This is a genomic window from Pseudomonas sp. TH31 (assembly GCF_016650815.1).
Lineage (GTDB): Bacteria > Pseudomonadota > Gammaproteobacteria > Pseudomonadales > Pseudomonadaceae > Aquipseudomonas.
Window position 1 is genome coordinate 448202 of record NZ_JAEKEZ010000038.1, and the last position, 25216, is coordinate 473417.

A 25216-nucleotide genomic window follows, 5' to 3' on the forward strand; every position below is an offset into this window, starting at 1 on the left:
GCTCCTACAGGGGCAGGATTCGACGGCTGTATGTGATACGACGCGGTCTTCTAAAGACCTTGCTGGAGCGCCGGGTCATCCGGATTCATTTGCTCAAGCTGTGCAAGAAGGATCTGCACGTTCTGCAACTGCCCGCTTTCCTTCCAGTAATTAATCAATAACACCCGGGCCTTGCGGTCCGCAGGATGGCGCTGGACGATTTCCTGTAACTGTTTCTGCGACGCTTCCAGCTCCTCCTCACCGTGCAGTGTGGTGGCCAGGTCGTAGCGGTAATCCTTGTTGTCCGGCTCCAGTTCAACCGCTTTGGAGAGGCCGAGCAGGGCGAATTCACTTTGTCCGTGATGCAGCAACCAGAGCCCGAGGGCATGTTGCAAGTAAGCGGCATCCGGCTGGGTCTGCAGCTGTTTGGCCAACAACTGCCGGGCGGCATCGCTCTGGCCTTGTTTGTCCAGCACTTCGATTTGCATGACCAGTGCCGGCAGGTTTCCGGGCTCAAGCTGCAAGGTACGCTCCAGCGCCTGTTGCGCCTCTTTTAATTCAGCGTTGTGCAGGTGCAGGCGTGCCAGTTGGTAATGCGTGTCGGCGCTTTCAGGTTCGTTCTTGAGGGCCTGCTCCCAGACATCGATGGCCTGCTGCAACGGCCCGAAATACAGCCCCAGGTCATCCGGCGACAGACCCAGCAGCGCATTGACGGCGGCCAAACGTACGGTTTGATCGCTGTCATCGAGCATTGGCCCCAGCAACAGGCTGCGTTGCCCGCTGGGGACCAGGCCGACAATGCTTTCGATCGCTGCCACGCGGACATCCGCCGAGGTGTTTTGCAAGTCGCTATCGGCCAGTTTCAAGGCTTGGGGGCTGGGGTAGTTCGCCAATTCGGCCAGCAGCCAGAGGCGGCGTTTGACCGACAAGTCAGGGCGGCCCAATTGCTGATAAAGAACCCGCGCCGCCCCCGGTTGCCCGGCGCGTGCCTTGGCCAGCGCTTCGCTATAGCCATGTTTGATCGCCTCCGACACCACCGGCGTGGTACTGCGCAGGAAAAACCAGGCGAGAGCAATGGCAAGCAGGATGCAGAGACTGACAAGCAGGTAGCGGCGGGACTGAGGCATGCAGGAATCCGGGGGCTGGCGAGCTTTTGTAAAGTTGTCAGCTTCGGTCAGGCCAGGCTTTGAGTCAAACCCTGGCTCAATTCAAAACGTACTCGATGGGTTCGAGGACTGGCGGCAAATCGGTTTGCCCCAACGCCGCCAGCACTTCGCGCTCCAGGGTGCGCAAAATCGCATTGCACGGCAAATCGTTCTCGTCAAAGCCGAACGGGTCTTCCAGATCGTCGCCGATTTCGTCGAGACCAAAAAAGGTGTAACTGACGATGGCAGTGAACACCGGCGTCAGCCAACCCAGCGGTTCGGCCATGGCAAATGGCAGCAGGATGCAAAACAGGTAAATGGTGCGGTGCAGCAACAGCGTGTAAGGGAAGGGCAGTGGCGTGCTTTTGATGCGCTCACAACCGGCCTGGACCTGGCTCAGGCTGACCAGCCGAGCCTCCAGTTGGGTGTAGCGCCAGTCGCTGATCCGTCCGAGTTCGGCGAGTTCCGAGAAACGGGCGCCGATGCGTTGCAACAGCGCGTCAGGAATGTTCGGGTGGCCGGGATCGATGGAGTCGTGAATCCAGGGGGCGATGGCGCGCGGTTCACTTTCAAGACGCAGGCGAGCGATCAGGCCATGGGCGAAGCCACAGAGTTCGCGCAATAGCAGCTCGCGTTCGTCCGCGTCCATCAACCCTAGGGTCTGGCGAATCAGCGAACGCACCTCAATGATCATTTGCCCCAGTTGCTTGCGACCTTCCCACCAACGGTCATAGCAGGCGTTGTTGCGAAAGCTCATGAAGATCGACAGCGACAACCCCAGCAGCGTAAACGGCGTGGCGTTGACCTTGGAGAAGGATTCCGGATGCCAGGTCTCGATCAGCACAATCACCGACGCGAGCAGCGTCACCAAAAGGCTGCGCAAGGCAATGCGCTTGGCAATCGAGCCTTTGAGGGAAAACAGGATGCCGATCAGGTTCGGCTTGGGACGCACGATCATGGGTAAGGCTTTATCAAGAGACGCTTTCGCAGCGTTTAAAGCCTAGGGGCCGGGCGCGTTTCTGTCCAATCGCCATGGCTGACAGGCTCATCGAGCGTATCTATCGCAAATGTCTGACTCATCGTTGAAATTGCCTGCAACACCCGGCGACTCTGAAACCTGTCGAGGCGCTGAAGCAGTGACTACGCTTGCTTTAGATGACTCGATGAGCACGCCCATGCAACCGTTGCTTCACTACTTCAAGATGCTGCTCAACCCAGGCTTCGGGGCGTTGCTGCTTGCCCTGAGAACCATCATCGCCGGATTATTGACCTTGTACCTGGCGTTCCTGTTCGACCTCGACCAGCCCAAGTGGTCGATCAGGCGGTGGATGCGGCTTAAAACAGCTTGCGCGCCGGGACCACGGCTACCGTCACCGTCATGGAAACCCGCCAGTCTGAAGATCACCGCTAATCCCTTGTAGGAGCGAAGCTTGCTCGCGAAAGCGGTGTGTCAGCCGACATCAATAGTGCTTGACCCAACGCTTTCGCGAGCAAGCTTCGTTCCTACAGGGGTTGGTGTATTCATCAGGTAACAAACACGGGGGTAGTGTTTTCACCAGGCAAAAAAAGCCCCGCGACCGAATGAGGCGCGGGGCAAAGAAATTGGTCGGTTGCGGCCAACCAAAGGAGCTCTTTAAAAACTTACTTGCTGGCGACCGTCTCCGGCGCCCAGCCACCGCCGAGGGCTTTGTAGATCGCGACGATGCCGCGATACAGATCGACTTCGGCCTGGGCCTGGGTATCTTCGGCCGCCAGACGCTCACGCTGGGCATCAAGCAGGACGAGGAAGTCCACGGTACCTTCGCGGTAGCGAATCTCTGCCAGGTCGGCAGCGGCGCGGCTCGATTCGCTCTGACGAATCAGTGAAATCAGGCGTTGCTGGCGTTTGCCATAATCGCTGAAGGCGTTTTCCGATTCTTCCAGGGCCAGCAGTACCTGTTGCTCGTAGGTCGCCAAAGCGCCTTCGGCATCGGCGTCGGCGCCGCGCAAACGGGCCCGAACACTGCCCAGGTCAAACGCCGCCCAGGTGATGCTTGGGCCCAGTGCCCAGGCATTGGCCGCCGAGGAACCGATCTGCGAGCCGCGCCCGGCGGTAAAGCCGAGGAAGCCGCTGAGGCTGACCCGTGGGAACAAATCGGCCTTGGCCACGCCGATACGGGCGGTGGCGGAAGCCAGTTTGCGTTCGGCACTGAGGATGTCCGGGCGACGTTGCAGCAGCTCACCCGGATCACCGATCGGCAGGGCCTTGGCGATGGCAGGCAAATCCTTGGGACTCAGGTCGACGGTCAGCTTGTCCGGACGTTCACCCAGCAGGGTAGCGATGCGGTTTTTCTGCCGAACCTGTTCCGCCTGCAGTTGCGGCACGCTGGCTTCGACGGAAGCCAGGCGCGCATCAGCGCGGACTACATCGAGCTGATCGCCGACGCCGGCATCACGCAGGCTGACGGTGATCTTGCTCGATTCCTGCTGGTTTTTCAGGTTGGCCAGGGCGATCTTTTCGCGCAATTGCGCACCGCGCAGTTGACCGTAGGCGTCCACCAGTTCGGCGATCATGGTGACTTGCAGTTGGTACAGATCGGCTTCCGCCGCTTGCTGCTCGGCGTTGGCCGATTCCAGGTTGCGCTGGATGCGGCCGAACAGATCGATCTCCCACGCCATGTCCAGGCCCAGATCGTAGCGTTCGCTATTGACCCGTTGGGTGGTCTGGCCAGGGATTTGTCCCTTGGCCAAATCGCTGCTGGCGCGGCTGGTGATGGTCGGCATGGCGTCATTGCTGACATCATCGCGAATCGCCCGGGCGGCTTTCCAGCGAGCGAAAGCGACCCGCAAATCACGGTTGCCGTCCAGCGATTGCGTCACCAACTGGTTGAGGGTCGGGTCTTCAAACTGTTGCCACCAGATGCCTTCGAAACGCGAGCGGTCGAAGTTCTTCTGACCGCTGGCGCCATCCGTGGCGGTCGTGATGTTGGCCGCCTCCGTGGCAGGGGTTTTATAGTCCGGGCCGACAGCACAGGCGCTCAGGGCCAGTACCAGCAAGCTCGGCAGGAAGGCTTTCAGGCTCATTGTTGCGACTCCAGTTGCTTTTGAAGATTCAGCGCCTTGGCCGCTTTGCGCGCTTCACCGCGTTCCACAAAGTTACGAATCAACACGTAGAACACCGGTGTCAGCAACAGACCGAAGAAGGTCACCCCGAGCATCCCGGAGAACACCGCCACGCCCATGGCATGACGCATTTCGGCACCGGCACCGCTGGAGAAAACCAGTGGCACAACACCCATGATGAACGCGAAGGAGGTCATCAGGATCGGCCGCAGACGCAGACGGCAAGCTTCGAGCACCGCCGCCAGAGGGCCCAGGCCTTCCTGCTGTTTATCCTTGGCGAACTCGACGATCAGAATCGCGTTCTTACAGGCAAGCCCCACCAGTACGATCAAACCAATCTGGGTGAAGATGTTGTTGTCGCCGCCCGAAGCAATGACACCGGTGATGGCCGACAGCAGGGTCATCGGTACGATCAGGATCACCGCCAGTGGCAGGCTCCAGCTTTCGTATTGAGCCGCGAGCACCAGGAACGCCAGCAGTACACAGAGCGGGAACACGAACAGCGCGGTGTTGCCGGACAGGATCTGCTGGTAGGTCAGGTCGGTCCATTCGTAGGTCATGCCGTTCGGAAGTTCATCCTTGAGCAGTTTCTCGATGGCCGCTTGAGCCTGGCCGGAACTGTAGCCTGGCGCTGCCGCACCGTTGATTTCTGCGGTGATAAAACCGTTGTAGTGCATCACGCGGTCCGGACCCGAGGTGTCGCTGACCTTGATGAAGGTCGCCAGCGGGATCATCTCGCCTTTGTTGTTGCGCACTTTCAACTGACCGATCTGGTCCGGCTCGAGGCGGAACTGTTGCTCAGCCTGAACGTTGACCTGGTAGGTACGACCGAAGCGGTTGAAGTCGTTGGCATACAGCGAACCCAGGTAGATCTGCAGGGTGTCGAAGATGTCGCTGACGGCCACGCCGTGGGTCTTGGCTTTTTCCCGGTCGATAGCGGCATCGACCTGCGGCACGTTCACGGTGTAGCTGGTGAACAGGGCCGCCAGTTCCGGCACGTTGTGGCTCTTGGTAATGATGTTCATGGTTTCTTTGTACAGCTCGTCGTAGCCCAGGTTGCCCCGGTCTTCGATCTGCAGGCGGAAACCACCGATGGTGCCCAGGCCTTGTACCGGCGGCGGCGGGAAGATTGCCATGTAGGCTTCTTCGATCCCGGCGAACTTGCCGTTCAATGCCCCGGCAATTGCACCGGCGGACATGCTCGGGTCTTTACGCTCGTCGAACGGTTTCAGGGTCACGAATACGATGCCGGCGTTCGGGCTGTTGGTGAAGCCGTTGATCGACAGGCCAGGGAAGGCCACCGCACTTTCCACGCCAGGCTGTTTCAGGGCCAGGTCGGACATGCGTTTGATCACGTCTTCGGTACGGTCCAGGCTCGAGGCATCCGGCAGTTGCGCGAAGGCCACCAGGTATTGCTTGTCCTGGCCGGGTACGAAACCGGTCGGGGTGTGGGCGAAACCGAAGAAGGTCAACACCATCAGGCCGGCGTACAAGAGCAGGGCGATACCGCTGCTGCGGATAACCCGGCCGACAGTGCCGACGTAGCCATGACTGGCCTTCACAAAGAAGCGGTTGAAAGGACGGAACAACCAGCCACCGAAGATCTTGTCGAGCACCTTGGAGAAGCGGTCTTTCGGCGCGTCATGGCTCTTGAGCAGTACCGCAGCCAGTGCTGGCGACAGGGTCAGCGAGTTGAAGGCCGAGATCACCGTCGAAATCGCAATGGTCAGGGCGAACTGTTTATAGAACTGCCCGGTCAACCCGGAGATAAATGCCGCCGGGATAAACACCGCACACAGTACCAGCGCTGTCGCGATGATCGGGCCGGTCACTTCACGCATGGCCCGCTTGGTGGCTTCGACCGGGGTCAGTCCCAGTTCTATGTTTCGCTCGACGTTCTCCACCACCACGATGGCGTCGTCCACCACGATACCGATGGCCAGCACCAATCCGAACAGTGACAAGGCGTTCAGCGAGAAGCCGAACAAGTGCATCACCGCAAACGTACCGATCAGCGAAACCGGCACCGCCACCAACGGAATGATCGAGGCGCGCCAGGTTTGCAGGAACAGGATCACCACCAACACAACGAGGATCAGTGCTTCGAAGAGGGTGTGAACCACCGCCTCGATGGAACCGCGCACGAAGATCGTCGGGTCATAGACGATGCTGAAGTCCATGCCTTCCGGGAAGCTCTTCTTCAGTTCGGCCATCTTGTCGCGAACTTCGTTGGAGATCTGGATCGCGTTGGAGCCTGGACGCTGGAAGATCGGGATCGCCACCGCCGGCTGGTTGTTCAGCAGTGAACGCAGGGCGTATTGGCTGGAACCGAGTTCAACGCGAGCGATGTCTTTGAGGCGAGTGATTTCACCGTTATCGCCTGCGCGAATGATGATGTTCTCGAACTCTTCCTCGGAGACCAGGCGGCCCTGAGTGTTAACCGACAACTGGAAGCTGGTGGCATTCGGTGCAGGAGGCGCTCCGAGAGCACCGGCGGCAACCTGACGGTTCTGCTCGCGAATGGCGTTGACCACATCGGTTGCAGTCAGGTTACGCGAAGCGGTTTTATTTGGATCGAGCCACACCCGAAGGGAGTAATCGCCCATACCAAACAGTTGCACATCACCGACACCGCCTAGACGCGCCAGCTCATCCTTGATGTTGAGCAAGGCGTAGTTGGACAGGTAGAGCATGTCGTAGCGTTTGTCCGGCGAGGTCAAGTGGACCACCATGGTCAGGTCCGGGGAGGCCTTGTCTACGGTGATACCAATGCGCGTCACTTCTTCGGGAAGCTTCGGCTCGGTCCGGGTTACGCGGTTCTGCACCTGCACCTGGGCGTTGTCCAGGTCAGTGCCCAGCGCAAAGGTGATGGTCAGGGTGATCTTGCCGTCAGCGGTGGACTGCGAGGACATGTACAGCATGTTCTCGACGCCGGTGATGGCTTGCTCCAGGGGAGCGGCCACGGTTTCACCGATGACTTTAGGGTTGGCACCCGGGAAGTTGGCGCGGACCACAACGGTCGGCGGAACCACTTCCGGGTATTCGCTGATTGGCAACTGGAACAGCGAGATGGCGCCGGCGATCAGGATCAGCAGCGAAAGTACCGCTGCAAAGATCGGCCGTGAAATGAAGAATTGGGAAAAATTCATCGCAGTTGTTGCTCCCTTAACCGCGTGGAGTCGCAGCAGCCAGTTTCACAACCGTACCCGGCGCGACCTTGGCAGGTGCGACTTGGGGCAGGTTGCTGGCTTCCAGCGCTTGTCGTTGTTGAGCCAGAGCGGCGAGGGTTTCCTTGGTGGCCATCGGGATCACTTCAGGGGTGACTGGCGAACCAGGGCGAACCCGTTGCAGACCCTTGACGATGACGGTGTCGTCCTTGTTCAGGCCGTTGCGCACGATGCGCAAGCCTTCGATTTTCGGACCCAGCTCGACCGCGCGGTACGCCGTTTTGTTGTCGGCATCCATCACCAGTACGAACTTTTTACCCAGGTCGGTACCGACTGCTTCGTCATTGATCAGCACGGCAGAGTAGGTGCCGCTGCCGACCAGTTTCAGACGTGCGTAAAGGCCAGGGGTGTAGGTGCCATCGGTATTGTCGAACACGGCGCGACCGCGAATGGTGCCGGTCTTCGGGTTGACCTGGTTGTCGACGAAGTTCATCACGCCCTGGTGCGGGTTGCCGTCTTCGTTGGACAGGCCGAGGTAAACCGGGGTCGTTGCGCCGCGTTTACCCTGGCGAGCGAGTTGGGTGTATTTGAGGAATACACGCTCGTCGGCGTCAAAGTAGGCGTAGACCTTATCGGTGGACACTACGCTGGTGAGCGCGGTGGTGTCGGCAGTCACCAGGTTGCCGGCGGTGATTTCCGCACGGCTGACGCGACCGCTGATTGGCGACGTTACGCGGGTGAAGCTCAGGTTCAGTTTGGCCAGGTCCAGTTGTGCCTGGAGGGCGCCGACGGCGGCGCGGGCTTCCTGGGAAGCGCTGGTGCGCGAGTCAGCCAGTTCGGCGGAGATCGCGTTGCTGGTGCGCAGGCGTTCACCGCGCTGGGCTTCGTTTTCACTGCGGGTGGCATTAGCGCGGGACTGGGCGACCAGAGCTTCGAGGCGGCGGACCTCAGCCTGGAATGGACGCGGGTCGATCTGGAACAGCAAGTCGCCTTTCTTGACCAATGCGCCTTCAGTGAAGGTCACTTCATCGATCTGGCCGGAGACCCGCGGACGAATTTCTACGGTTTCTGGCGCTTCGAGGCGCCCGGTGAATTCGTCCCACTCGTTGACGGGTTGTTCCAGCACCTTGGCCACGCTGACTTTCGCCGCTGGCATGCTGGCGGCAGTCTGAGGAGCCTTGCCGCAAGCGCTCATTACCACCACGGCCAATAAGGCCAACGGGAAGCGCAAATGTTTGAATGACTGTTCCATGGATGCATCCGCCAATGTATTGAGAATGGGCGGATGATGCTCGGAGGGGCTGTATCGCACGAATCGAATGAGGCAAAGGTAACTATCATTCGGAATGATATAAGACCGAGGCAAGCCCTCTAGCATGCACCTTTCGTTAGGGGGCTATCAATCTTGCTGATGACAATTCTGTGTTGCGGGAAGTGCAAAGGTCAGTAATGAGATCCAGGTGCGGCCTTCGCGGCCCGACTTGCCCGCGAAGAGGCCATCAGGCCCCAATACAAAATCAGGATCAGGCCAAACTGTCCGGGTCACCGAAGAACATCTGAATCCGCGACCTCAACCAGCGCTCACCCGGATCATTATCCTGCGACCCGCGCCACGCCATATGCAGTTCAAAAGTGCGCACTGGCAACGGTGGGTCTTCAGCCCGCACACCGCCGGCCGCGGTCAATGCTTCTGCGGTGTAGTCAGGCACGGTGGCGACAATATCAGTGCCGCTGATGAGTGTGCTCAGCCCGTTGAACTGCGGCACGGCGAGTACCACATGGCGTTTGCGCCCGAGCTTCTCGAGCTCTTCATCTATAAAGCCGCTCAGGTCACCGGCGAATGACACCAGCGCGTGTGGCCGCGCGCAGAAGTCGTCCAGGCTCAGTGGCCCCGGCACGCTGTCGGCGCGCAACAGCTTCGGCATACTGCGACGCAGTACTTTGCGCTTGGCGTTGGCCGGCAGGTCGGCGGTGTAGCTGACGCCGATTGAAATTTCGCCTGAGGCCAGCAGGGCCGGCATCAGGATGTAGTTGGCCCGACGCACCACCAGCACGATGCCCGGTGATTCGGCGCGCAGGCGTTTGAGCAGCATGGGCAGCAAAGCGAATTCGACATCGTCCGATAGGCCGATACGAAACACTGCAGTGCTGGTGGCCGGATCGAATTCCGCCGCACGACTGACCGCTGTGGAAATCGAATCCAGCGCCGGGGAGAGCAGGGCGAAGATTTCCACCGCGCGGGCAGAAGGCTCCATGCTGCGACCGGTGCGCACGAACAGAGGATCATCGAACAGCCCGCGCAGGCGCGAGAGCGCCGCACTGATGGCGGGTTGGCCGAGGAACAGCTTTTCCGCCGCGCGGGTCACGCTGCGTTCATGCATCAATGTTTCGAATACGATCAACAGGTTCAGGTCGACACGACGCAGGTCATTACGATTCATCTGGAGTCCTGGCAGAGTCAGCAAGCTTGACGTGAGCGACCATATGAGAACAATGGCCGGCATGAATCTTACGGGCAAAGGCTGCTACTCTGCACCGTGTAATTCAATTTTTACTTAAATGGCTGCTTCGGTTTTTACGGCATTTGGTGATGTCGCCGTCGCTGCGGAATCAATGACAGGCATGTCGACTATTAATAGCCACTGATGGTCTTGGGTAGAAAGCCCAGATAGAGTTCATGGCATTAGAGGTTACTTTGACGAGGTTTGCGATGTCCCGCACGATCCGTTTTCACAAGTTTGGTCCAGCCGAGGTGCTCAAATGCGAAGAGCATGCGGCCGCTCTCCCTGCACCAGGTGAAGTGCAGGTGCGCGTCGAGGCAATCGGCATCAGTTGGTACGACATTCTCTGGCGCCAGAACCTGGCCTCATCCCACGCTCGCCTGCCTTCAGGCCTTGGCCATGAAATGTCCGGCGTAGTGACGGCGGTTGGCGACGGTGTCGAAGACCTGGCAGTGGGTGACAAGGTCGCCAGCTTCCCGGCCGAGAGCCCTAACGATTATCCGGTCTACGGCGAACAGATCGTTCTGCCACGCTCGGCACTGACCCGTTACCCGGACGTGCTCAGCCCGATCGAAGCCAGCGTGCACTACACGCCGCTGCTGATTGCCTATTTTGCCTATGTCGATCTGGCACGGGTCAAACCAGGGCAGTTCGCCTTGGTGACCGACGCCAGCCATTGTGCAGGGCCATCCTTCGTACAGCTGGGTAAAGCCCTGGGTGTACGAGTGATCGCGGCGACCAAAACTGCAGAAGAACGCGAATACCTGCTATCCCTCGGGGCCGAGAAAGTCATCGTCACCGAAGAGCAGGATCTGCTGATGCAGATCAACAAAATCACCGATAACCGTGGCGTCGACGTTGTGTTCGATGGTCTCGGCGGGCCGCAGATGTCGCTGCTCGGTGATGTGCTGGCGCCTCGCGGCAGCCTGGTGCTCTACGGCTTGCAAGGTGGCAATCAAACGCCATTTCCGGCCTGTGCAGCGTTCCAGAAAAACATTCAGTTCTTCGTGCACTGTATCGGCAACTTCACCGGCAAGCCGGAGTTGGGCATCATTCAGGATCAGGTGGCGTTGCAACGAGCGTTGCGCGACATCAACCAGTTGACCGCCGACCGCGTGTTGCTGCCACTCAAGACTCGGGTCTTCCCGTTTGCCGAGTTTGTCGAAGCTCACCGCTACATGGACGAATGCCCATGCCGCGAACGGGTCGCCCTTCAGGTCGAGCCTGCGTAAACCCTCTCTAATAAGAGTCCGTACACCCACGGACTCTTATGCGTTAATCCACTCTTCAAATTTCTCCCATGCCCTCTGTGTCTGTTGCGCAGACGGCATCGTCGTTCCCGGTCGCCCCGTTTGACCGTTTCAGCAACTGAACCGGTTTTTGCTTTCGATCTGTATCTTCTAATCATCATATAAGCCCTGATAATTGAATGATTACTTTTATCTCAAGGAGCGGGTCATGAGTGCCCATTCGGCTGATAATTTCCGGCACCTATTCGCAATATATCGTGGGTTAGTCAGGTTTTGTCTAGTTGCCAATAACAGGCCTGTGTCTTCTTTCCTTATTTTCTGTAATCAATGTCTGTGGGACGTTGTCGGAAGTTTCCTAGGACATGGATTGAAACTTAAAGATCCTTGCCCTGTGTGGCTTTGCGAGGAGGTGGCTGCCGCCTGAGAATAGGCCGAGTACAAATATTTCAAATAATTACCCAAAACTTGAGTGCTAGCATTTAATGACAGGATCCAGCACTTCACACCGAGAATCGGTCGCGCAGTCTCTATCATCGCTTGCGTGGCATTGAACTTCCGAATACCAGGTAAAACACTGATGACGACAATCCATGATCAGGCAATGAACTATGTTTATCAGCAAGTACTACAAAGGCTGCTGAGTTTTTTCTCTCGGGCCGAGCGCACTGCATTGCAGCTGATGATTCAGCGTCTGGTGGTGGCAGCCGGTGGTATGGAGCGAGTCGGCGACTTCAAAGTGATGTCGATTCAGACCGGAACGCTGGACAGTTGCTACACCCTGGCGCTGCTGCGTGCCGCTCAACTGAGTATCGCCGGCCGTGCACCGGCGACCTTCCAGTTGCGCGTCGCCACCTTGCGCTTGAGCGGGACCGGTTCGACAGCGCTGGACAACATCCATCGAAGCAACACGGCATTGTTCCTCTACGATGATCCTCGGGTCGAACTGTTGATGGTGGATGACCGGGAAGTATTGCCATTCGACCACCTGGCACCGATCTCCGAGGCAGGGCGAGAGTCGAATCGGCTCAATTTATTGATGGTCGGCCATCGCCGGGGCTGGAACGACCCGCTTGATCTGTGGGATGACGGGTATCTGACAACGGCCGAGTTTTATGGGCAGATCGCTCGGTGGAACGGCGGAGTCGATGTGTTGATCAATAGCGAAAGCCCGCGCCAACAGAAGCAGTTTCTCGACGGATTGAGGCGTGCTGCACAAAAGGCGGGTCTCAGTACCTCGAACTACGGCATCACGGGGTTCGAGATGCTGTTTACCGTGCTCGATGACTTGGGCAGCGACTATTACCGTGAGTTCTACGCTGGCCATAAGCACGGCACTTGGCGCCCGGTCGGCCAATTCGAAGCCTGTCGCCGCACGACCAGCCTCGCCATTCACGACATGGTCGTCGGCAAGCTGGATGAGCGATGGCCTTTGCTCACAGAGTTTCTGGGCGTGCAGCCCGACGAAATGACGGTGCACCTGAGCGATAACGAATACGTCAACCCGCTGATTGCGGCGCACCTGCGTGGATTGCAGGCGAGCTTTGTGGCGGGTCACAGCTACGAAGCAGGATTAACCGAATACTTGCAGCGAGCCTTGGTGATGATGCGCCGCAAACTGGTGCCTGAACGTATTTGCGAACTGGCGCTGGAGTCGTTCGGTAACCCGGCAACCAGGGCCGAACAGCGCATGCTGGCGGCGGTCGAGGCACAGAAAACCCTAGGGCTGACTGAAGCCCAGCTGATATGCCTGCTTTTTGCGCCCTTTGTCAATCAAGGTGCCGGGCTGGAGCGCTTTCTGCGCAGTTGCCACCCCGGCATGCTCGTGGCCATGCCGGACTTGCACAAGGCAATGCAGGGGTATCAGGCGCCAGAACAGGTCGTGCAATGGATGATCGACGTCAGCGGGCTGCCGGTTGGCCTGATTGGCACGCTTTACAGCATGAGGCCGGTGGCAGTGGAGGATGGCAGCGTCGCTGACAGGCTGTCGGGCGAGGCAGGCATTTCAGTCGATGATGCGCAGAGCGATGGTGCCGCAATGATTGGCGAACGGTCAGCGGGGCATTGACGGTGCAAGAGCTGCCGTCTTCCACAGCCAGTCGCGTTCTCCACTTGCCTGGCAATGCGCAAGGCCATCACCCATGAAAGGGCCCAGAGAAACAGACTTTGCTTACCAGGCGGTTTACCGGTATCTGACTCACCTTATCAGCGGGCCGGACTGTGCCGCGCAAATTCGCCTGCCATCATTACGGCAGTTGGCGGTGCGCCTGAACGTGTCGATCTCGACCATTCAGTACGCGTATTCATTGCTGGAGAAGGAAGGGCGGGTCTACTCGGTAGCCAAGTCAGGCTATTACTCATTGCCGATGGCTTCGATGGGGCCTATGACCAGCGGCAATGATTTGCTTGAAACCGTCTATGCGTATGCAAGGCGTCCCGAAATGCTGGTGTTGAGCGCGGATGAGCCGGCCCTGTTGCAGCCCTTGGACAGTCCGTTGCTGATGCTGGAGCGAGAACTATTGCGCCAGTATCCACGTCAGCCGCCATTGGCAGGGCAACCCTGTGGTGAACTGGAACTGCGCACGGCACTCGCGGCGCGCTATACCTCGTCGCCGGCGCGTTGCTGGCATGCGGATGAGGTCTACATCGGTGCCGATCTGCGCGGGGTACTGGAAGTTCTAATCGCTGTGCTGTGTCTCAAGGACGCCACGGTGTTGGTCGAGTCGCCATGCGACTGGGTCATTCTGCGTTTGTTCGAGGCGGCGGATGTGCGGGTGATCGAGTTGCCGTTGCAGGCCAGTGGCGCATTGGATCTGGAGCAACTCAAGGACCTGCTGGAGACTGAGCCGGTGCGGCTGGTGATGCTTTCATCGGGACTGAGCATGCCGCGAGGCAGCCAGGTGCCGCACGGTAACCGGCAGTCGATTGCGCAACTGTTGGCGCGGCATGACAGCTGGGTGCTGGAAAACGACTGTTACGGTGACCTTGGTTTCGAGCCCGACGGCCCCAGGTTTCGCGACCTTCTGGATCCTGATCGGCTGATCGTGTTTTCCACCTTCGAGAAAATCATCGGGCCGGAAGCTCCTTACGGCTATCTGCTCTCACGGCAATTGGGTGAGGAACTGCAGCGGCATTTTTTGCTGCGCTCTTTTCGCCTGTCACCGATCCGCCAGAAAGCCATCGCACGCCTGTACAGTAATGGACGTATCGACCAGCATCTTCAAGTACTGCGGCGCTTGCTCAAGGATCGCCAGGTGCAAATGATCCAGTTATTGCGCGAGCGTTTGGGCGACGCCTTGCTGCCCATCGAGCCGCAGGGCGGTGCGACGATCTGGGCGCGTTCATTGCGCCGGGTCGATGTGCGCCGGGTGTTCCAGCGCTTGCTCAAACAGCAGGTTGTGATTGCACCGGGCGAGCTGTTCAGCCTCCAAGGTCTGCACGGGCAACACCTGCGCCTGAGCCATACGTTCAGCGGCGACCATGATCTGGGTGCCGCGATGGGATTGCTGGGGGATGCCTTGCGTCTGGAATCGATCGATTGAGCCGGGTAGAAAAACGTCCACCACCGCGCGGGATAGTTACCGTCGCGCTGCGGTCAAACTGCCAGTAAACTGCGAATCTATTCCTGAACCACTCTATTCCAGAGGTTTTGCATGACACTCAGTCCTTTTGCGGGCAAACCGGCACCGGCAGAATTGTTGGTCGACATCCCGCGACTGGTTACAGCCTATTACACCGGTCAGCCTGATGCCGCCATCTCTACCCAGCGCGTCGCTTTCGGCACGTCCGGTCACCGAGGCAGCTCGTTCGACTTGAGTTTCAACGAATGGCACGTTCTCGCAATTAGCCAGGCCATCTGCCTGTACCGTGAGGCCCAGGGCATTAACGGTCCACTGTTCGTCGGCATCGACACCCATGCGCTGTCGACCCCGGCCGGTGCCAGCGCGCTTGAAGTGCTGGCGGCCAATGGCGTCACCGTGATGATCGCCGAAGGTGACGAGTACACCCCGACCCCGGCCATTTCCCATGCGATTCTTTGCTACAACCGCGGCCGTACCTCGGGCCTGGCAGACGGCATCGTCATTACGCCGTCCCACAACCCGCCACAAAGCGGCGGCTACAAATACAACCCTACCAACGGTGGCCCGGCCGACACCCATATCACCAAGTGGATCGAAGCCAAGGCCAACGAACTGCTCGGCAACAAACTGGCCGGCGTCAAGCGCATCAGCTACGAGCAGGCGCTGAAGGCCGGCACCACCCATCGTCATGACTACCTCAACACCTATGTCGCTGACCTGATCAACGTGATCGATTTCGACGTCATTCGTGACGCCAGGCTGCATCTGGGTGTCGATCCGCTGGGCGGAGCAGGGGTGCGTTACTGGTCGGCGATTGCCGAGCATTACCGCCTCGACCTGGAAGTGGTCAATACCCAGGTCGATCCGACGTTCCGCTTCATGACCGTCGATTGGGACGGGCAGATCCGCATGGACCCGTCGTCTACTCACGCCATGCAAGGCTTGATCGGTCTGAAAGATCGCTTCGACGTGGCATTTGGCTGCGACCCGGATCACGACCGCCACGGCATCGTGACCCCGTCCGGCGGGCTGCTGGCGCCGAATAACTATTTGGCTGTGTCCATCGACTACCTGTTCCAGAACCGTGCGCAATGGCGTGCCGATGCTGGCGTGGGTAAAACCGTGGTCAGCAGCGGTCTGATTGATCGCGTGGCCAAGCGTCTGGGCCGTCGCCTGTACGAAGTGCCAGTCGGCTTCAAATGGTTTGCCGATGGTTTGTTCGATGGTTCACTGGGCTTCGGTGGCGAAGAAAGCGCCGGTGCTTCGTTCCTGCGCAAGGATGGCGGTGTCTGGAGCACCGACAAGGACGGCCTGATCCCGGCCCTGTTGGCGGCAGAAATGACCGCGCGCACCGGTCGCGACCCAAGCCAGGCTTATCGTGCACTGACCGATGAATTGGGCGAACCGTTCTCGGTGCGTGTCGATGCCAAGGCCAACCCTGAGCAGAAAGCGCTGCTGAGCAAGCTGTCACCGGATCAGGTCACCTCGACCCAACTGGCCGGCGAAGCGATCCAGAGCATCCTCAGCCATGCGCCGGGTAACGATCAGGCCATTGGCGGCTTGAAAGTCATGACCGAGAACGGCTGGTTTGCGGCGCGTCCGTCGGGCACTGAAGACATCTACAAGATCTACGCTGAAAGCTTTGTCAGCGACGAGCACCTCAAGCAGTTGGTGGCTGAGGCTCAGACCTTGGTGGATGGCGCTATTGCTGCGAAGTGATTGAGGGCCTCTTCGCGGGCAAGCCTCGCTCCTGCAGGTTGGGTATACGCCGAAAAATGGCGCATGACCTGTAGGAGCGAAGCTTGCCCGCGAAGGCGGCTACCTGAACACAGTAAATCTCGAATCAAACAAAAAAGGGCGACCGGAAGGTCGCCCATTTTTTTGCCCGGTATTTAGCCGATCAAGCCAGATCCACCAACACGATTTCACTGTCTTCAATCGCCGTCACCCGTAACACCTGCTCATCGGCAATCGCGACGCCGTCTCGAGCTTGTGCCTGCAAGCCATTGACTTCAATCACGCCTGTCGCTGGAACCAGGTACGCACGACGTCCGATATCCAGGTGATATTCCGCCGATTCCCCGGCTTTCAGATTCGCCGCCACTAACCGCGCATCAGCACGAATCCGCAGGCTTTGATCGTCGCCAGCCTTACCGCTGGCCAAGGTCACGAAACCTTCACGTTGACCTTTCGGGAACGGCTTGGCGCCCCACGACGGCGCTGAGCCGGCCTCGTTGGGGATGATCCAGATCTGGAAGATCCGGGTTTCGGTGGATTCCAGGTTGTACTCGCTGTGGGCGATCCCGGTGCCGGCGCTCATGACTTGAACGTCACCCGCTTCGGTACGGCCCTTGTTGCCCAGGTTGTCCTGGTGGGTAATCGCACCTTCACGCACATAGGTGATGATTTCCATGTCACGGTGCGGGTGCTGTGGAAAGCCTGTGCCCGCAGCGATCACGTCATCGTTCCAGACCCGCAGGTTGCCCCAGTTCATGCGTTTCGGGTCATGGTACTCGGCGAACGAAAAGTGGTGATGGGCATCCAACCAGCCATGGTGGGCGCCACCCAAGGTGTTGAAAGGTCTGAGTTCAAGCATGATCGTCTCCTGGAAAGGTTCGTCATGGCGCGGTACGCCTGAGCCACGAAACAAGAACCGGTGGTTGATGGCGTGCATCATCTATCAGGCGATAATCGATAAAAAGCGTAAAAAGTGCCTTAAAACAATCTAATAAATTGATGCTTGGCAGCCTCGAAATATTCTTATGCAGCCTTCACTTCATCGTATAAGCCAATGACCTGTAAGCATTTCACTAGAACTCAACGGCAAATGCAGACACCATAGCCCTCAACAGCCTCACACCCTGGAGTCCGTCCGCGTGCCGCAACACACCCCTGATCTTCCTCCCGAACTTCGCCCCTTGGCCGAGATGCCCTTGCTCAAGCGCCTGGCTGCGCGGTTTTTCGGTCACGGCTTGACTCGATTGCGCGCGCAACACCGTGCGTCCTGGCTGCACGGGCAAGCTGACGGTTTCCGCAGCGGTCACAGCGCCGGGGTGGATTACGGGTTCACGGAAGGCAAGCTCGAAGGGCTGGAAGAAGGCCGGCAGGTGTTACTGATCCGCGATTCGCGCTCCACCGAGCACCGGCCGCCGAATGCCGATGACAACTTGTTCGATGACTGGCGCCTGCCGTTGAGTGCCGAGATCAAGAAGGGCATGAGGGGCGACGTCGCGCGACTGCTGCCGGCGCATGCCCAGCCCAGCGTGGCGCAATGGAAGATGATTTTCAGCGATACGCCGTCGACCTCGGTGATTGCCGGGGCGGGCGCGGGCAAGTCGACGACGCTGGTGTTGCGCATTCTGTTGCTGACCCACTATCTGGGGTTTGAGCTCGGCTCGATGACTGTGGTGACCTTCACCCGTGAATCGCGCAAAGACTTCATCAATAAGCTGATCGAGCTGTTTGGGTTATGGGGGCGGGTGCTCAGCCTTAAAGAGGCGCGGGACCTGGTGCGCACCTTCCATTCTCGAATTCTGCCGATGGTCCGCAGCTTGCCGGGGTTCGAACGCCTGCAAGCTTTCGAAAACCTCAGCCATCGCCCGCAAAGCGGTGATGAGGAAGTGGACAGCAATCCGTTCGACCTACGAATTAACGATGCCCAGCGCCAGCAACTCAATGCCTGCTATCACGGCCTGTTTACTTCCAATGAGCGTTTCCGTGAACTGATCCAGCCGTTGTCCCGCCACGCCTTGCAACTCAAGGAACTGGAGCGTGACCACCCGGATGTGCAGAAGCGCATGGCAGTGACCGAACTGGCGTCCAAACGCGATGAAGAACTCTGCGATGCGATTGAAGACCTGTGGTTTCGCGCCGGTGCCTGGCCGATCAAGGGCATTGAGCCCAATCGTCAGACCTTCGATATCAACGGCTCGACGTTCCATTGTCATGGCTATATTCCGACATTGGATGCCTGGGTGGTGCTCGGTTTCGATCCCGGGAAAACCCTCAGGTCAGCCGCCCGAATGCCAGGCTGACTGTTCGGGCCGAGTGGGCAGTCAAGCGAACTCTGTTTCAAGCTTTCTGTCGTAAGCCATTGATATGGATTGATAGTTACGAGTCTTCAAGGCGTGTTCTGGCTTCGATTGCCGGTGACGCGAGCGCCGGTCCTGGCTTCGACTACAAGGTTAAGGGTGAGCTGGCTGGCGGGCCGCTGCTGGACTGTTTTGTCGCCGCTGCCGGGTTTATCGAGAACCTCGGCTTGGACGTTCCGGACGCCGTGGGCCGGATGAGTTTCGGCAAGGACGACCCTGACCGGTTTTTCTTCGAGGCCCTGAGTCTGTTCTGGCGGGCGCTGGAAGACCATTTGCTCGATCAAATGCCGCCGGTGATGACCTACAACCGGATGTTTGCCTTGTTCAGCGAGCAATCGCCGGAAAACCTCAAGTTGTTGAGCGATGAGCTGCTCCGGCCGCTGTCGCACTTGATGATCGACGAATTTCAAGACGTGTCGCCGCAAATTGTTTCATGGATTCGCGCCAGCCTGGCCGAGATCCGCAGCCGCGGCCCAGCCATGCACGTAGGGCGTGGCGCGCAACGTTCGTCGCTGCTTTGTGTGGGAGACGATTGGCAGTCCATCTATGGTTGGCGCGGTAGTTCGCCGACGTATTTCATGGAGTTCAACAAGGAATTCCCGTCACCGAGCACGACTCGGGTGATGCTCAGCGACAACTACCGCAGCCATCAGCACATCATTGATGCCGCCGAACACATCGTGCGCGCCGCACCGGCCATCCCTGGCAAGAAGGCCAAGGCCAGCGGCGAGCCGAAGGCATTGCAGCCGGTCAACGTGCTGGATCGCGACGATCAGGGCATGGCGCAGCGGTTGATGGAGCACTATAAACGCGGTGATTCAATCTTGATGCTTTATCGAAAAAGCATCGATAAGCTATTGATAGAAAAGCATATTCAGTCTGTAGTTAATATGGATTCTAGCTTGCCGTACGAAGCCCGCCGCCTTAAGCAACTGACCTATCACAGCGCCAAGGGGCTTCAGGCGGATGCGGTGTTCTTGCTGGGTGACTGCCAGCACCTGACCAGTTCGCCCTACAAGAACCAGGTATATCGCATGGCCGGGCTTGGCAAGGCTGGCGACAGCGAGCCGTATGACAGCGCCCAGAAAGACGAAATCCTGCGGCTGGCCTACGTCGGCATCACCCGGGCGGTGAGCCATTGCTACTGGTATGTCGATGGCCAGGAAGGCCAGGCGGTCAATATGCCCAGGGCGTCGGACAAGATTGGCAAGGGCAAGGCGTTCTTTGCGGATCACCGGCAAACCACCAAGTCCGCCTAAACCCCGAACCCCTGTGGGAGCGGGCTTGCTCGCGAAGGCGTCCTTTCAGTTGATGTTGATATCGACTGATACGACGCCTTCGCGAGCAAGCCCGCTCCCACATTGGATTTCAGTGTGTCGGGATAATGTACGCACCCACAAAAAAGCCCACATCATGTGGGCTTTTTGTCGGCTGTTAAATGCTCAGGCATAACTCCGAAGCGCCACCGGCGGAACAAAAGCCTCAAGCTCATCCTCCACCGCTTCAATTATTCGTTCTACATCCGCAGCATTCATCACCGTCGCGCAAGGAATGCCGGCAATGGCGATCATGGTTTCGCCACTGGCACGGTCAAAAAGACGGGCAATCATGCTGCCCGGTGCGTCCATGCTCGCCTCGAAACCCATGGGATGAAAATGCCAGCGCATCAGCTGGCAGGCGTTGGGAAAGGTAACTTTGCTGAATGCCCCTTTGTTCATGTGCTGCCCACCTTAGTCATCGAGCGCTTCCTTTAGCTCACGTTAGGGGGAAGAGCCGTCAATGGCTCAACCGGTGAATGCATTTAAAAGTAGCATCCAGATGTGAAAACCATGTGGATTTTTTCAGTCTGTTTGGCGATTGGTAGCGTTTTTTTGATATGGATCACGCGCGGCTCATTCATCGACAAAAGGCCATTATTGATTGGCCATTGAAGCCGGGGCCGAAGTTCGGCAAGCTCGACTTTTTTCGCCGAGCGCTTTATGCACGCCGTTGATGATGGTCCGCTGCAAACCCAGGCCACGGGCGAAACGGTCATGCGCTACCACCTGCGCTGGAAATACCGGGACCTGGAGGGCGTCATGGCCCTGTATCACCCGGATATTCAGTACAGCGACTTTTTCCAGAACCGCGTGATGGGGCTGCATGAGCTGCGCGAGTACGTACGCGATAGCATGCCGCGCAATCCCGATGAAGCGCTCGAACACTCGGATCGCATTCGGCTGGACGGGGATACGGCGTTTATTCAGTACCAGATGACCCTGCGCGGCAGCGATGGGTTGGTGTCGTTTCGTTCCAGCGAAGCCATCACCGTGCGCGATGGCCTGATCTGGCGGGTCAACGAGTACGCCTCCCTGGTGCGCGAACAACCCCCCAGCAAAACCAGCAGCAACCTGCGCCCGGCGGCCAGTCGGCTCGGCTTGTCGCCGCGACAACTGAGTTTCATGGCCGAAGACCTGCAGCAGTACTTCGAGCGCCGGCAACCTTATCTGGACCCCGAGCTCGATTTGCAGCGAGTGGCGAAGGAGTGTGGTTACAGCCGCAATCAGATTTCCTACCTGTTGAACCAGGTGCTGGGGCAAAGCTTCTACCGCTACGTCAATCAGGCGCGGTTGCAGCATCTGCTGGCTGCATTGGATAAGGCCACGCCGCCGCTGCGGGTCGATGAGCTGGCGTTTGCCGCCGGTTTCAACTCGCTGTCGGCGTTTTACAGCTGTTTCCGCCAGCACACCGGCCAGTCGCCCAAGGCCTACGTCAAACAAATTTCTTTGCGTGCACGCGCGCAAGACAGTCGCTGAGGTCACGCTCTAGGATCGACGCCATCGAAGTTTGAGTGGTGGAGTCTTGTTATGCCGGCGTGGCGCACGATCAGTTTATGGATGGATCAACTCGACGAGCCATTGCTGGCACGTCCAGCCCTGGAGCAGGACCTGGATGTCGACGTGGCCATCATTGGCGCTGGCTACACCGGGCTCTGGACCGCTTATTACCTCAAGCGCCTGGCCCCAGGACTTGAGATCGCCATCGTCGAGGCGCAAACCGCCGGGTTTGGTGCGTCGGGCCGCAATGGCGGCTGGCTAATGGGTAACCTGCTGGGCGAGGACCGTTTGCTCGCCGATCTGCCGGCCGAACAGCGCCGCGCCTCGTTTGATTTGTTGCACGGCATTCCCGATGAAGTTGAGATCGTCCTCAAACGCGAAGGCATTGACTGCGATTACCGCAAGGGCGGTGTGCTGTATTGTGCGGCGCGTTATCCCGAGCAGGAAGCCAGCCTGCGCAGTTATCTGGACAAACTCTACCGCCAGGGCCTGAGCGAAAACGATTACCGCTGGCTCAGCCCCGAGCAATTGGCGCAACAGATCAGAGTGGCCAAGCCTTATGGCGGTATCCATGCGCCACACGTAGCGACCATTCAGCCGGCAAAGTTGGTGCGAGGTCTGGCTCGAACGGTGGAGCGCATGGGCGTCAAGATCTATGAGAACAGCCCGGTCACCCAGTGGCAGTCCGGCAGCCTGCGTACGGCGAAAGTCCAGGTTCGCAGTCGCTGGATCGTGCCGGCGGTTGAAGGCTATTCGGTCACCCTGCCGCCCCTGGGCCGTTATCAGTTGCCGGTGCAGAGTCTGTTGGTGGCTACCGAGCCACTGTCCGCCGCCACGTGGGACGAAATCGGCCTGAGCCAGGGCCAGGCATTCAGCGAAAGCAGTCGGCAGGTCACTTACGGTCAGCGCACTGCCGACAATCGGCTGGTGTTCGGCGCGCGGGGTGGTTATCAGTTTGCCGGCAAATTGCGCCATGACTTCGACCTGACCAGCAGCGAAGTGGAGTTGCGGCGTTACCTGTTCGGCGAATTGTTCCCGCAGCTCAGGAACGTGCGCATCACCCACGCCTGGGGCGGCAACCTGGGCATGTCCCGACGCTTCAAGCCGCACATGCTCTGCGATCGGGGCCGCGGCATCGCCTTGTCCGGCGGTTATGGCGGGGAGGGCGTGGGTGCCAGCAACCTGGGCGGGCGAACCCTGGCTGATCTGATTCTGGAGCGCGACACCGAGCTGGTGCGCCAGCCCTGGGTCATCCCGCAGGGCGGCCTCGACGCCTTGAAAGCCTGGGAGCCGGAACCCTGCCGTTGGCTCGGCTACAACGCCATCATCCGCAGCTTCGTCCACGAAGACCAGACCCTGGCCAACCCGGCCACCGCACCTTGGCGACGCAAGCTGGCCAGCGGCGTGGCGGGGTTCATGGAAGGTTTCATGCAGTAGACAGCGCGCTCTTCATCTACAGGCTTCATTGACAGGTACTCCCATGAGCATCACGCAATTCAAGCAAACCGTAACCCTGAAACTGGACGAATCCAGCCCGGTGGCCGTGCCGTTGGGCACGCCCGTAGCCGTGGCCTCAACCACCAGCGTCGAGCGCGATGACGGCGTTGAAACCGGCGTCTGGGAGTGCACGCCCGGCCGCTGGCGGCGGCAGATCGTTGCCCGGGAGTTTTGTCACTTCATCCAGGGCCGCGGCACCTTCACCCCCGATGGCGGGGAAACCCTGCACCTGGAAGCTGGCGATGCACTGATGTTGCCGGCCAACAGTCTCGGTATCTGGGATATCCAGGAAACCGTGCGCAAGACTTACGTTTTGATTTTTTGATTTTGATCTTTTGATTGCCTGCCAGCCCAACAAAAAAGAAAACAACCCCAACAGGAATCGACTCATGATCCGAAAGACACTGACTCTGGTGCCCCTTGCACTCGTCGCGACCCTCAGCCACGCGGCCGAGACCGTGAAAATCTACAACTGGTCGGACTACATCGCCCCGGACACCACCAAGAACTTCCAGAAAGAAACCGGCATCGGCTTCAGCTACGACGTCTACGACAGCAACGAAACCCTCGACGGCAAGTTGATGACCGGCAAATCCGGTTACGACGTGGTGTTCCCGTCCAACCACTTCATGGCCCGGCAGATTCAGGGCGGGGCGCTGAAAAAACTCGACAAGAGTCAGTTGCCTAACTGGAAAAACCTCAACCCAGTGTTGCTCAGCGCAGTGCAGACCAACGATCCAGGCAACGAACATGGTTTCCCATACCTGTGGGGCAGTACCGGCATTGGTTACAACATCGTCAAGGTCAAAGCGGTATTGGGCGACAGCGCGCCGGTGGATTCCTGGGACTTGATCTTCAAGCCCGAAAACATGAAAAAGCTGCAAAAGTGCGGCGTGGCGATTCTCGACAATGGTCCGGAACTGCTGCCCGCCGCGCTGAACTACCTGGGATTGCCGCACCACAGTAAAAATCCGGAAGACTATAAAAAAGCCGAAGCTCTGCTGATGAAAGTCCGGCCGTATGTCAGCTATTTCCACTCATCCAAATACACCAGCGACCTGGCCAACGGCGATATCTGCGTGGCGGTCGGGTTCTCCGGCGACATCCTGCAAGCGGAAAATCGTGCCAAGGAAGCCAACAACGGCGTCGACATCGGTTACTCCATTCCCAAGGAAGGCGCCGCCATCTGGTTCGACATGGTCGCCATGCCCGCCGACGCCCCGGACGACAAGGCCGGCTATGCCTTCATGAACTACCTGCTGCGCCCGGACGTCATGGCCAGCATCAGCAATTACGTGCACTACGCCAATGGCAACGAACAGGCCGACAGCCTGATCGACCCGGCGATCAAGAACGACACCAAGGTCTATCCGAGCCCGGAGATGATGGGGAAATTGTTTGCGCTGGAAGCAATGCCGCTAAACATCGACCGGATTCGGACGCGGGTCTGGAACAAGATTCGGACCGGGAATTGATGAGGCATATTTTGTAGTTATTCGAGATTATCGAGTCTGATTGCGACGCTATAGACTCCAGGGCTCCCTTTTAGTGGATTAGGAGGCAATGGAATGCCTGTCTGTTCGAATGCTGGTCATCTGCGCATTGGTCGCTTCTCCGAGCCTGGACGTATTTACCTGATAACGGCTGTCGTTCACCAACGGCAGCCGTTTTTTGCCGATTGGTGTTTGGGCCGATTGGTCGTAAAGCAGCTGCGCGAGGCTGAAGCTGAAGGGGGTGCGGATTTTTTGACATGGGTTGTGATGCCCGATCATATGCACTGCCTGTTGCAGTTGAGGGGTAAAACATTGGCCGAGGTCATGTGCCGAATCAAATCCCGTAGCAGTTTGGCCGTTAATCAGGCGTTGGGGCGACGAGGGCGGCTGTGGCAGAAGGGCTATCACGATCGAGCGGTTCGAAGGGAGGAAGATGTGAAGGACCTTGCACGATACGTCGTTTGCAACCCCGTACGTGCAGGTCTGGTTACGCGTGTTCACGATTATCCGCTATGGGATGCGTGTTGGCTCTGATGTGTCGCATCGCCTGTTTTACGGCGGCTTCGTCCGAACGCGGCCCGTACCGGACGCAGCCTT

At 58.7% G+C, this 25216-nt stretch carries 17 protein-coding genes and 2 pseudogenes; 11 read left to right on the plus strand and 8 right to left on the minus strand.

What is annotated here, in order from left to right; all coding sequences use genetic code 11:
• Positions 1-50: 50 nt before the first annotated feature.
• Both JFV26_RS32460 and JFV26_RS32465 read right to left on the minus strand, forming a co-directional pair.
• Positions 51-1106: a tetratricopeptide repeat protein gene (locus JFV26_RS32460; protein ID WP_201197599.1), complete on the minus strand. Its 1056-nt coding sequence runs from the start codon at positions 1104-1106 to the stop codon at positions 51-53.
• A 76-nt stretch (positions 1107-1182) separates the two neighbouring features.
• Complete coding sequence (locus JFV26_RS32465; protein WP_201197600.1) at positions 1183-2082, minus strand: bestrophin family protein; 900 nt, start codon at positions 2080-2082, stop codon at positions 1183-1185.
• 217 nt (positions 2083-2299) lie between these two features.
• On the opposite strand from JFV26_RS32465, the pseudogene JFV26_RS35135 reads away from it, so the two are divergent.
• A pseudogene (locus JFV26_RS35135) lies at positions 2300-2443 on the plus strand (hypothetical protein); the annotation flags it as partial.
• Between the two features lie 322 nt (positions 2444-2765).
• On the opposite strand, the gene JFV26_RS32475 reads toward JFV26_RS35135, so the two are convergent.
• The 4 genes from JFV26_RS32475 to JFV26_RS32490 form a co-directional block, all read right to left on the minus strand.
• Positions 2766-4187 (minus strand): efflux transporter outer membrane subunit, encoded by a 1422-nt coding sequence (locus JFV26_RS32475; RefSeq protein WP_201197601.1) that lies wholly within the window; start codon positions 4185-4187, stop codon positions 2766-2768.
• On the minus strand, positions 4184-7375 hold the full coding sequence (locus JFV26_RS32480) for an efflux RND transporter permease subunit (RefSeq protein ID WP_201197602.1): 3192 nt from the start codon (positions 7373-7375) through the stop codon (positions 4184-4186). Before JFV26_RS32480 ends, JFV26_RS32475 begins: the two co-directional genes overlap by 4 nt.
• A 16-nt stretch (positions 7376-7391) precedes the next feature.
• The gene (gene mexE, locus JFV26_RS32485) at positions 7392-8645 is read right to left on the minus strand and encodes a multidrug efflux RND transporter periplasmic adaptor subunit MexE (RefSeq protein ID WP_201197603.1); all 1254 of its coding nucleotides are present in this window, start codon (positions 8643-8645) and stop codon (positions 7392-7394) included.
• Positions 8646-8916: 271 nt separating this feature from the next.
• Positions 8917-9834: a LysR family transcriptional regulator gene (locus JFV26_RS32490; RefSeq protein WP_242487969.1), complete on the minus strand. Its 918-nt coding sequence runs from the start codon at positions 9832-9834 to the stop codon at positions 8917-8919.
• Between the two features lie 269 nt (positions 9835-10103).
• Here JFV26_RS32490 and JFV26_RS32495 point away from each other — a divergent pair, with 269 nt between their 5' ends.
• The 4 genes from JFV26_RS32495 to pgm all read left to right on the plus strand — a co-directional run bounded on the left by JFV26_RS32495 (position 10104) and on the right by pgm (position 16441).
• Entirely contained in the window at positions 10104-11126 is a 1023-nt protein-coding gene (locus JFV26_RS32495) for a zinc-dependent alcohol dehydrogenase family protein (protein WP_201197604.1), read from the plus strand.
• Between the two features lie 595 nt (positions 11127-11721).
• Positions 11722-13209: a hypothetical protein gene (locus tag JFV26_RS32500; protein WP_201197605.1), complete on the plus strand. Its 1488-nt coding sequence runs from the start codon at positions 11722-11724 to the stop codon at positions 13207-13209.
• Positions 13210-13282: 73 nt separating this feature from the next.
• A complete protein-coding gene (locus JFV26_RS32505; RefSeq protein WP_201197606.1) occupies positions 13283-14683 on the plus strand; it encodes an aminotransferase-like domain-containing protein in 1401 nt (466 codons plus the stop codon).
• A gap of 111 nt (positions 14684-14794) precedes the next feature.
• Entirely contained in the window at positions 14795-16441 is a 1647-nt protein-coding gene (gene pgm / locus JFV26_RS32510; protein ID WP_201197607.1) for a phosphoglucomutase (alpha-D-glucose-1,6-bisphosphate-dependent), read from the plus strand.
• A gap of 181 nt (positions 16442-16622) precedes the next feature.
• On the opposite strand, the gene JFV26_RS32515 is transcribed toward pgm, so the two are convergent.
• Positions 16623-17318 carry a pirin family protein gene (locus JFV26_RS32515; RefSeq protein ID WP_201197608.1) on the minus strand — a complete coding sequence of 232 codons (696 nt, stop codon included), beginning with the start codon at positions 17316-17318 and terminating at the stop codon, positions 16623-16625.
• A 280-nt stretch (positions 17319-17598) separates the two neighbouring features.
• Here JFV26_RS32515 and JFV26_RS32520 point away from each other — a divergent pair.
• Positions 17599-20072: pseudogene (locus JFV26_RS32520) on the plus strand (UvrD-helicase domain-containing protein).
• Positions 20073-20255: 183 nt separating this feature from the next.
• Here the strand turns inward: JFV26_RS32520 and JFV26_RS32525 are convergent.
• Positions 20256-20531, minus strand: a complete 276-nt coding sequence (locus JFV26_RS32525; RefSeq protein ID WP_201197609.1) for a DUF1652 domain-containing protein — start codon at positions 20529-20531, stop codon at positions 20256-20258.
• A gap of 261 nt (positions 20532-20792) precedes the next feature.
• On the opposite strand from JFV26_RS32525, the gene JFV26_RS32530 reads away from it, so the two are divergent.
• The 5 genes from JFV26_RS32530 to JFV26_RS32550 all read left to right on the plus strand — a co-directional run bounded on the left by JFV26_RS32530 (position 20793) and on the right by JFV26_RS32550 (position 25153).
• The gene (locus JFV26_RS32530; protein ID WP_201197610.1) at positions 20793-21608 is read left to right on the plus strand and encodes a helix-turn-helix transcriptional regulator; all 816 of its coding nucleotides are present in this window, start codon (positions 20793-20795) and stop codon (positions 21606-21608) included.
• 51 nt (positions 21609-21659) lie between these two features.
• The gene (locus JFV26_RS32535; protein ID WP_201197611.1) at positions 21660-23066 is read left to right on the plus strand and encodes an NAD(P)/FAD-dependent oxidoreductase; all 1407 of its coding nucleotides are present in this window, start codon (positions 21660-21662) and stop codon (positions 23064-23066) included.
• A gap of 43 nt (positions 23067-23109) precedes the next feature.
• Positions 23110-23451 carry a cupin domain-containing protein gene (locus JFV26_RS32540; protein WP_201197612.1) on the plus strand — a complete coding sequence of 114 codons (342 nt, stop codon included), beginning with the start codon at positions 23110-23112 and terminating at the stop codon, positions 23449-23451.
• A gap of 64 nt (positions 23452-23515) precedes the next feature.
• On the plus strand, positions 23516-24601 hold the full coding sequence (locus tag JFV26_RS32545; RefSeq protein ID WP_201197613.1) for a polyamine ABC transporter substrate-binding protein: 1086 nt from the start codon (positions 23516-23518) through the stop codon (positions 24599-24601).
• 93 nt (positions 24602-24694) lie between these two features.
• Positions 24695-25153 carry an REP-associated tyrosine transposase gene (locus JFV26_RS32550; RefSeq protein WP_201197614.1) on the plus strand — a complete coding sequence of 153 codons (459 nt, stop codon included), beginning with the start codon at positions 24695-24697 and terminating at the stop codon, positions 25151-25153.
• Positions 25154-25216 lie beyond the last annotated feature (63 nt).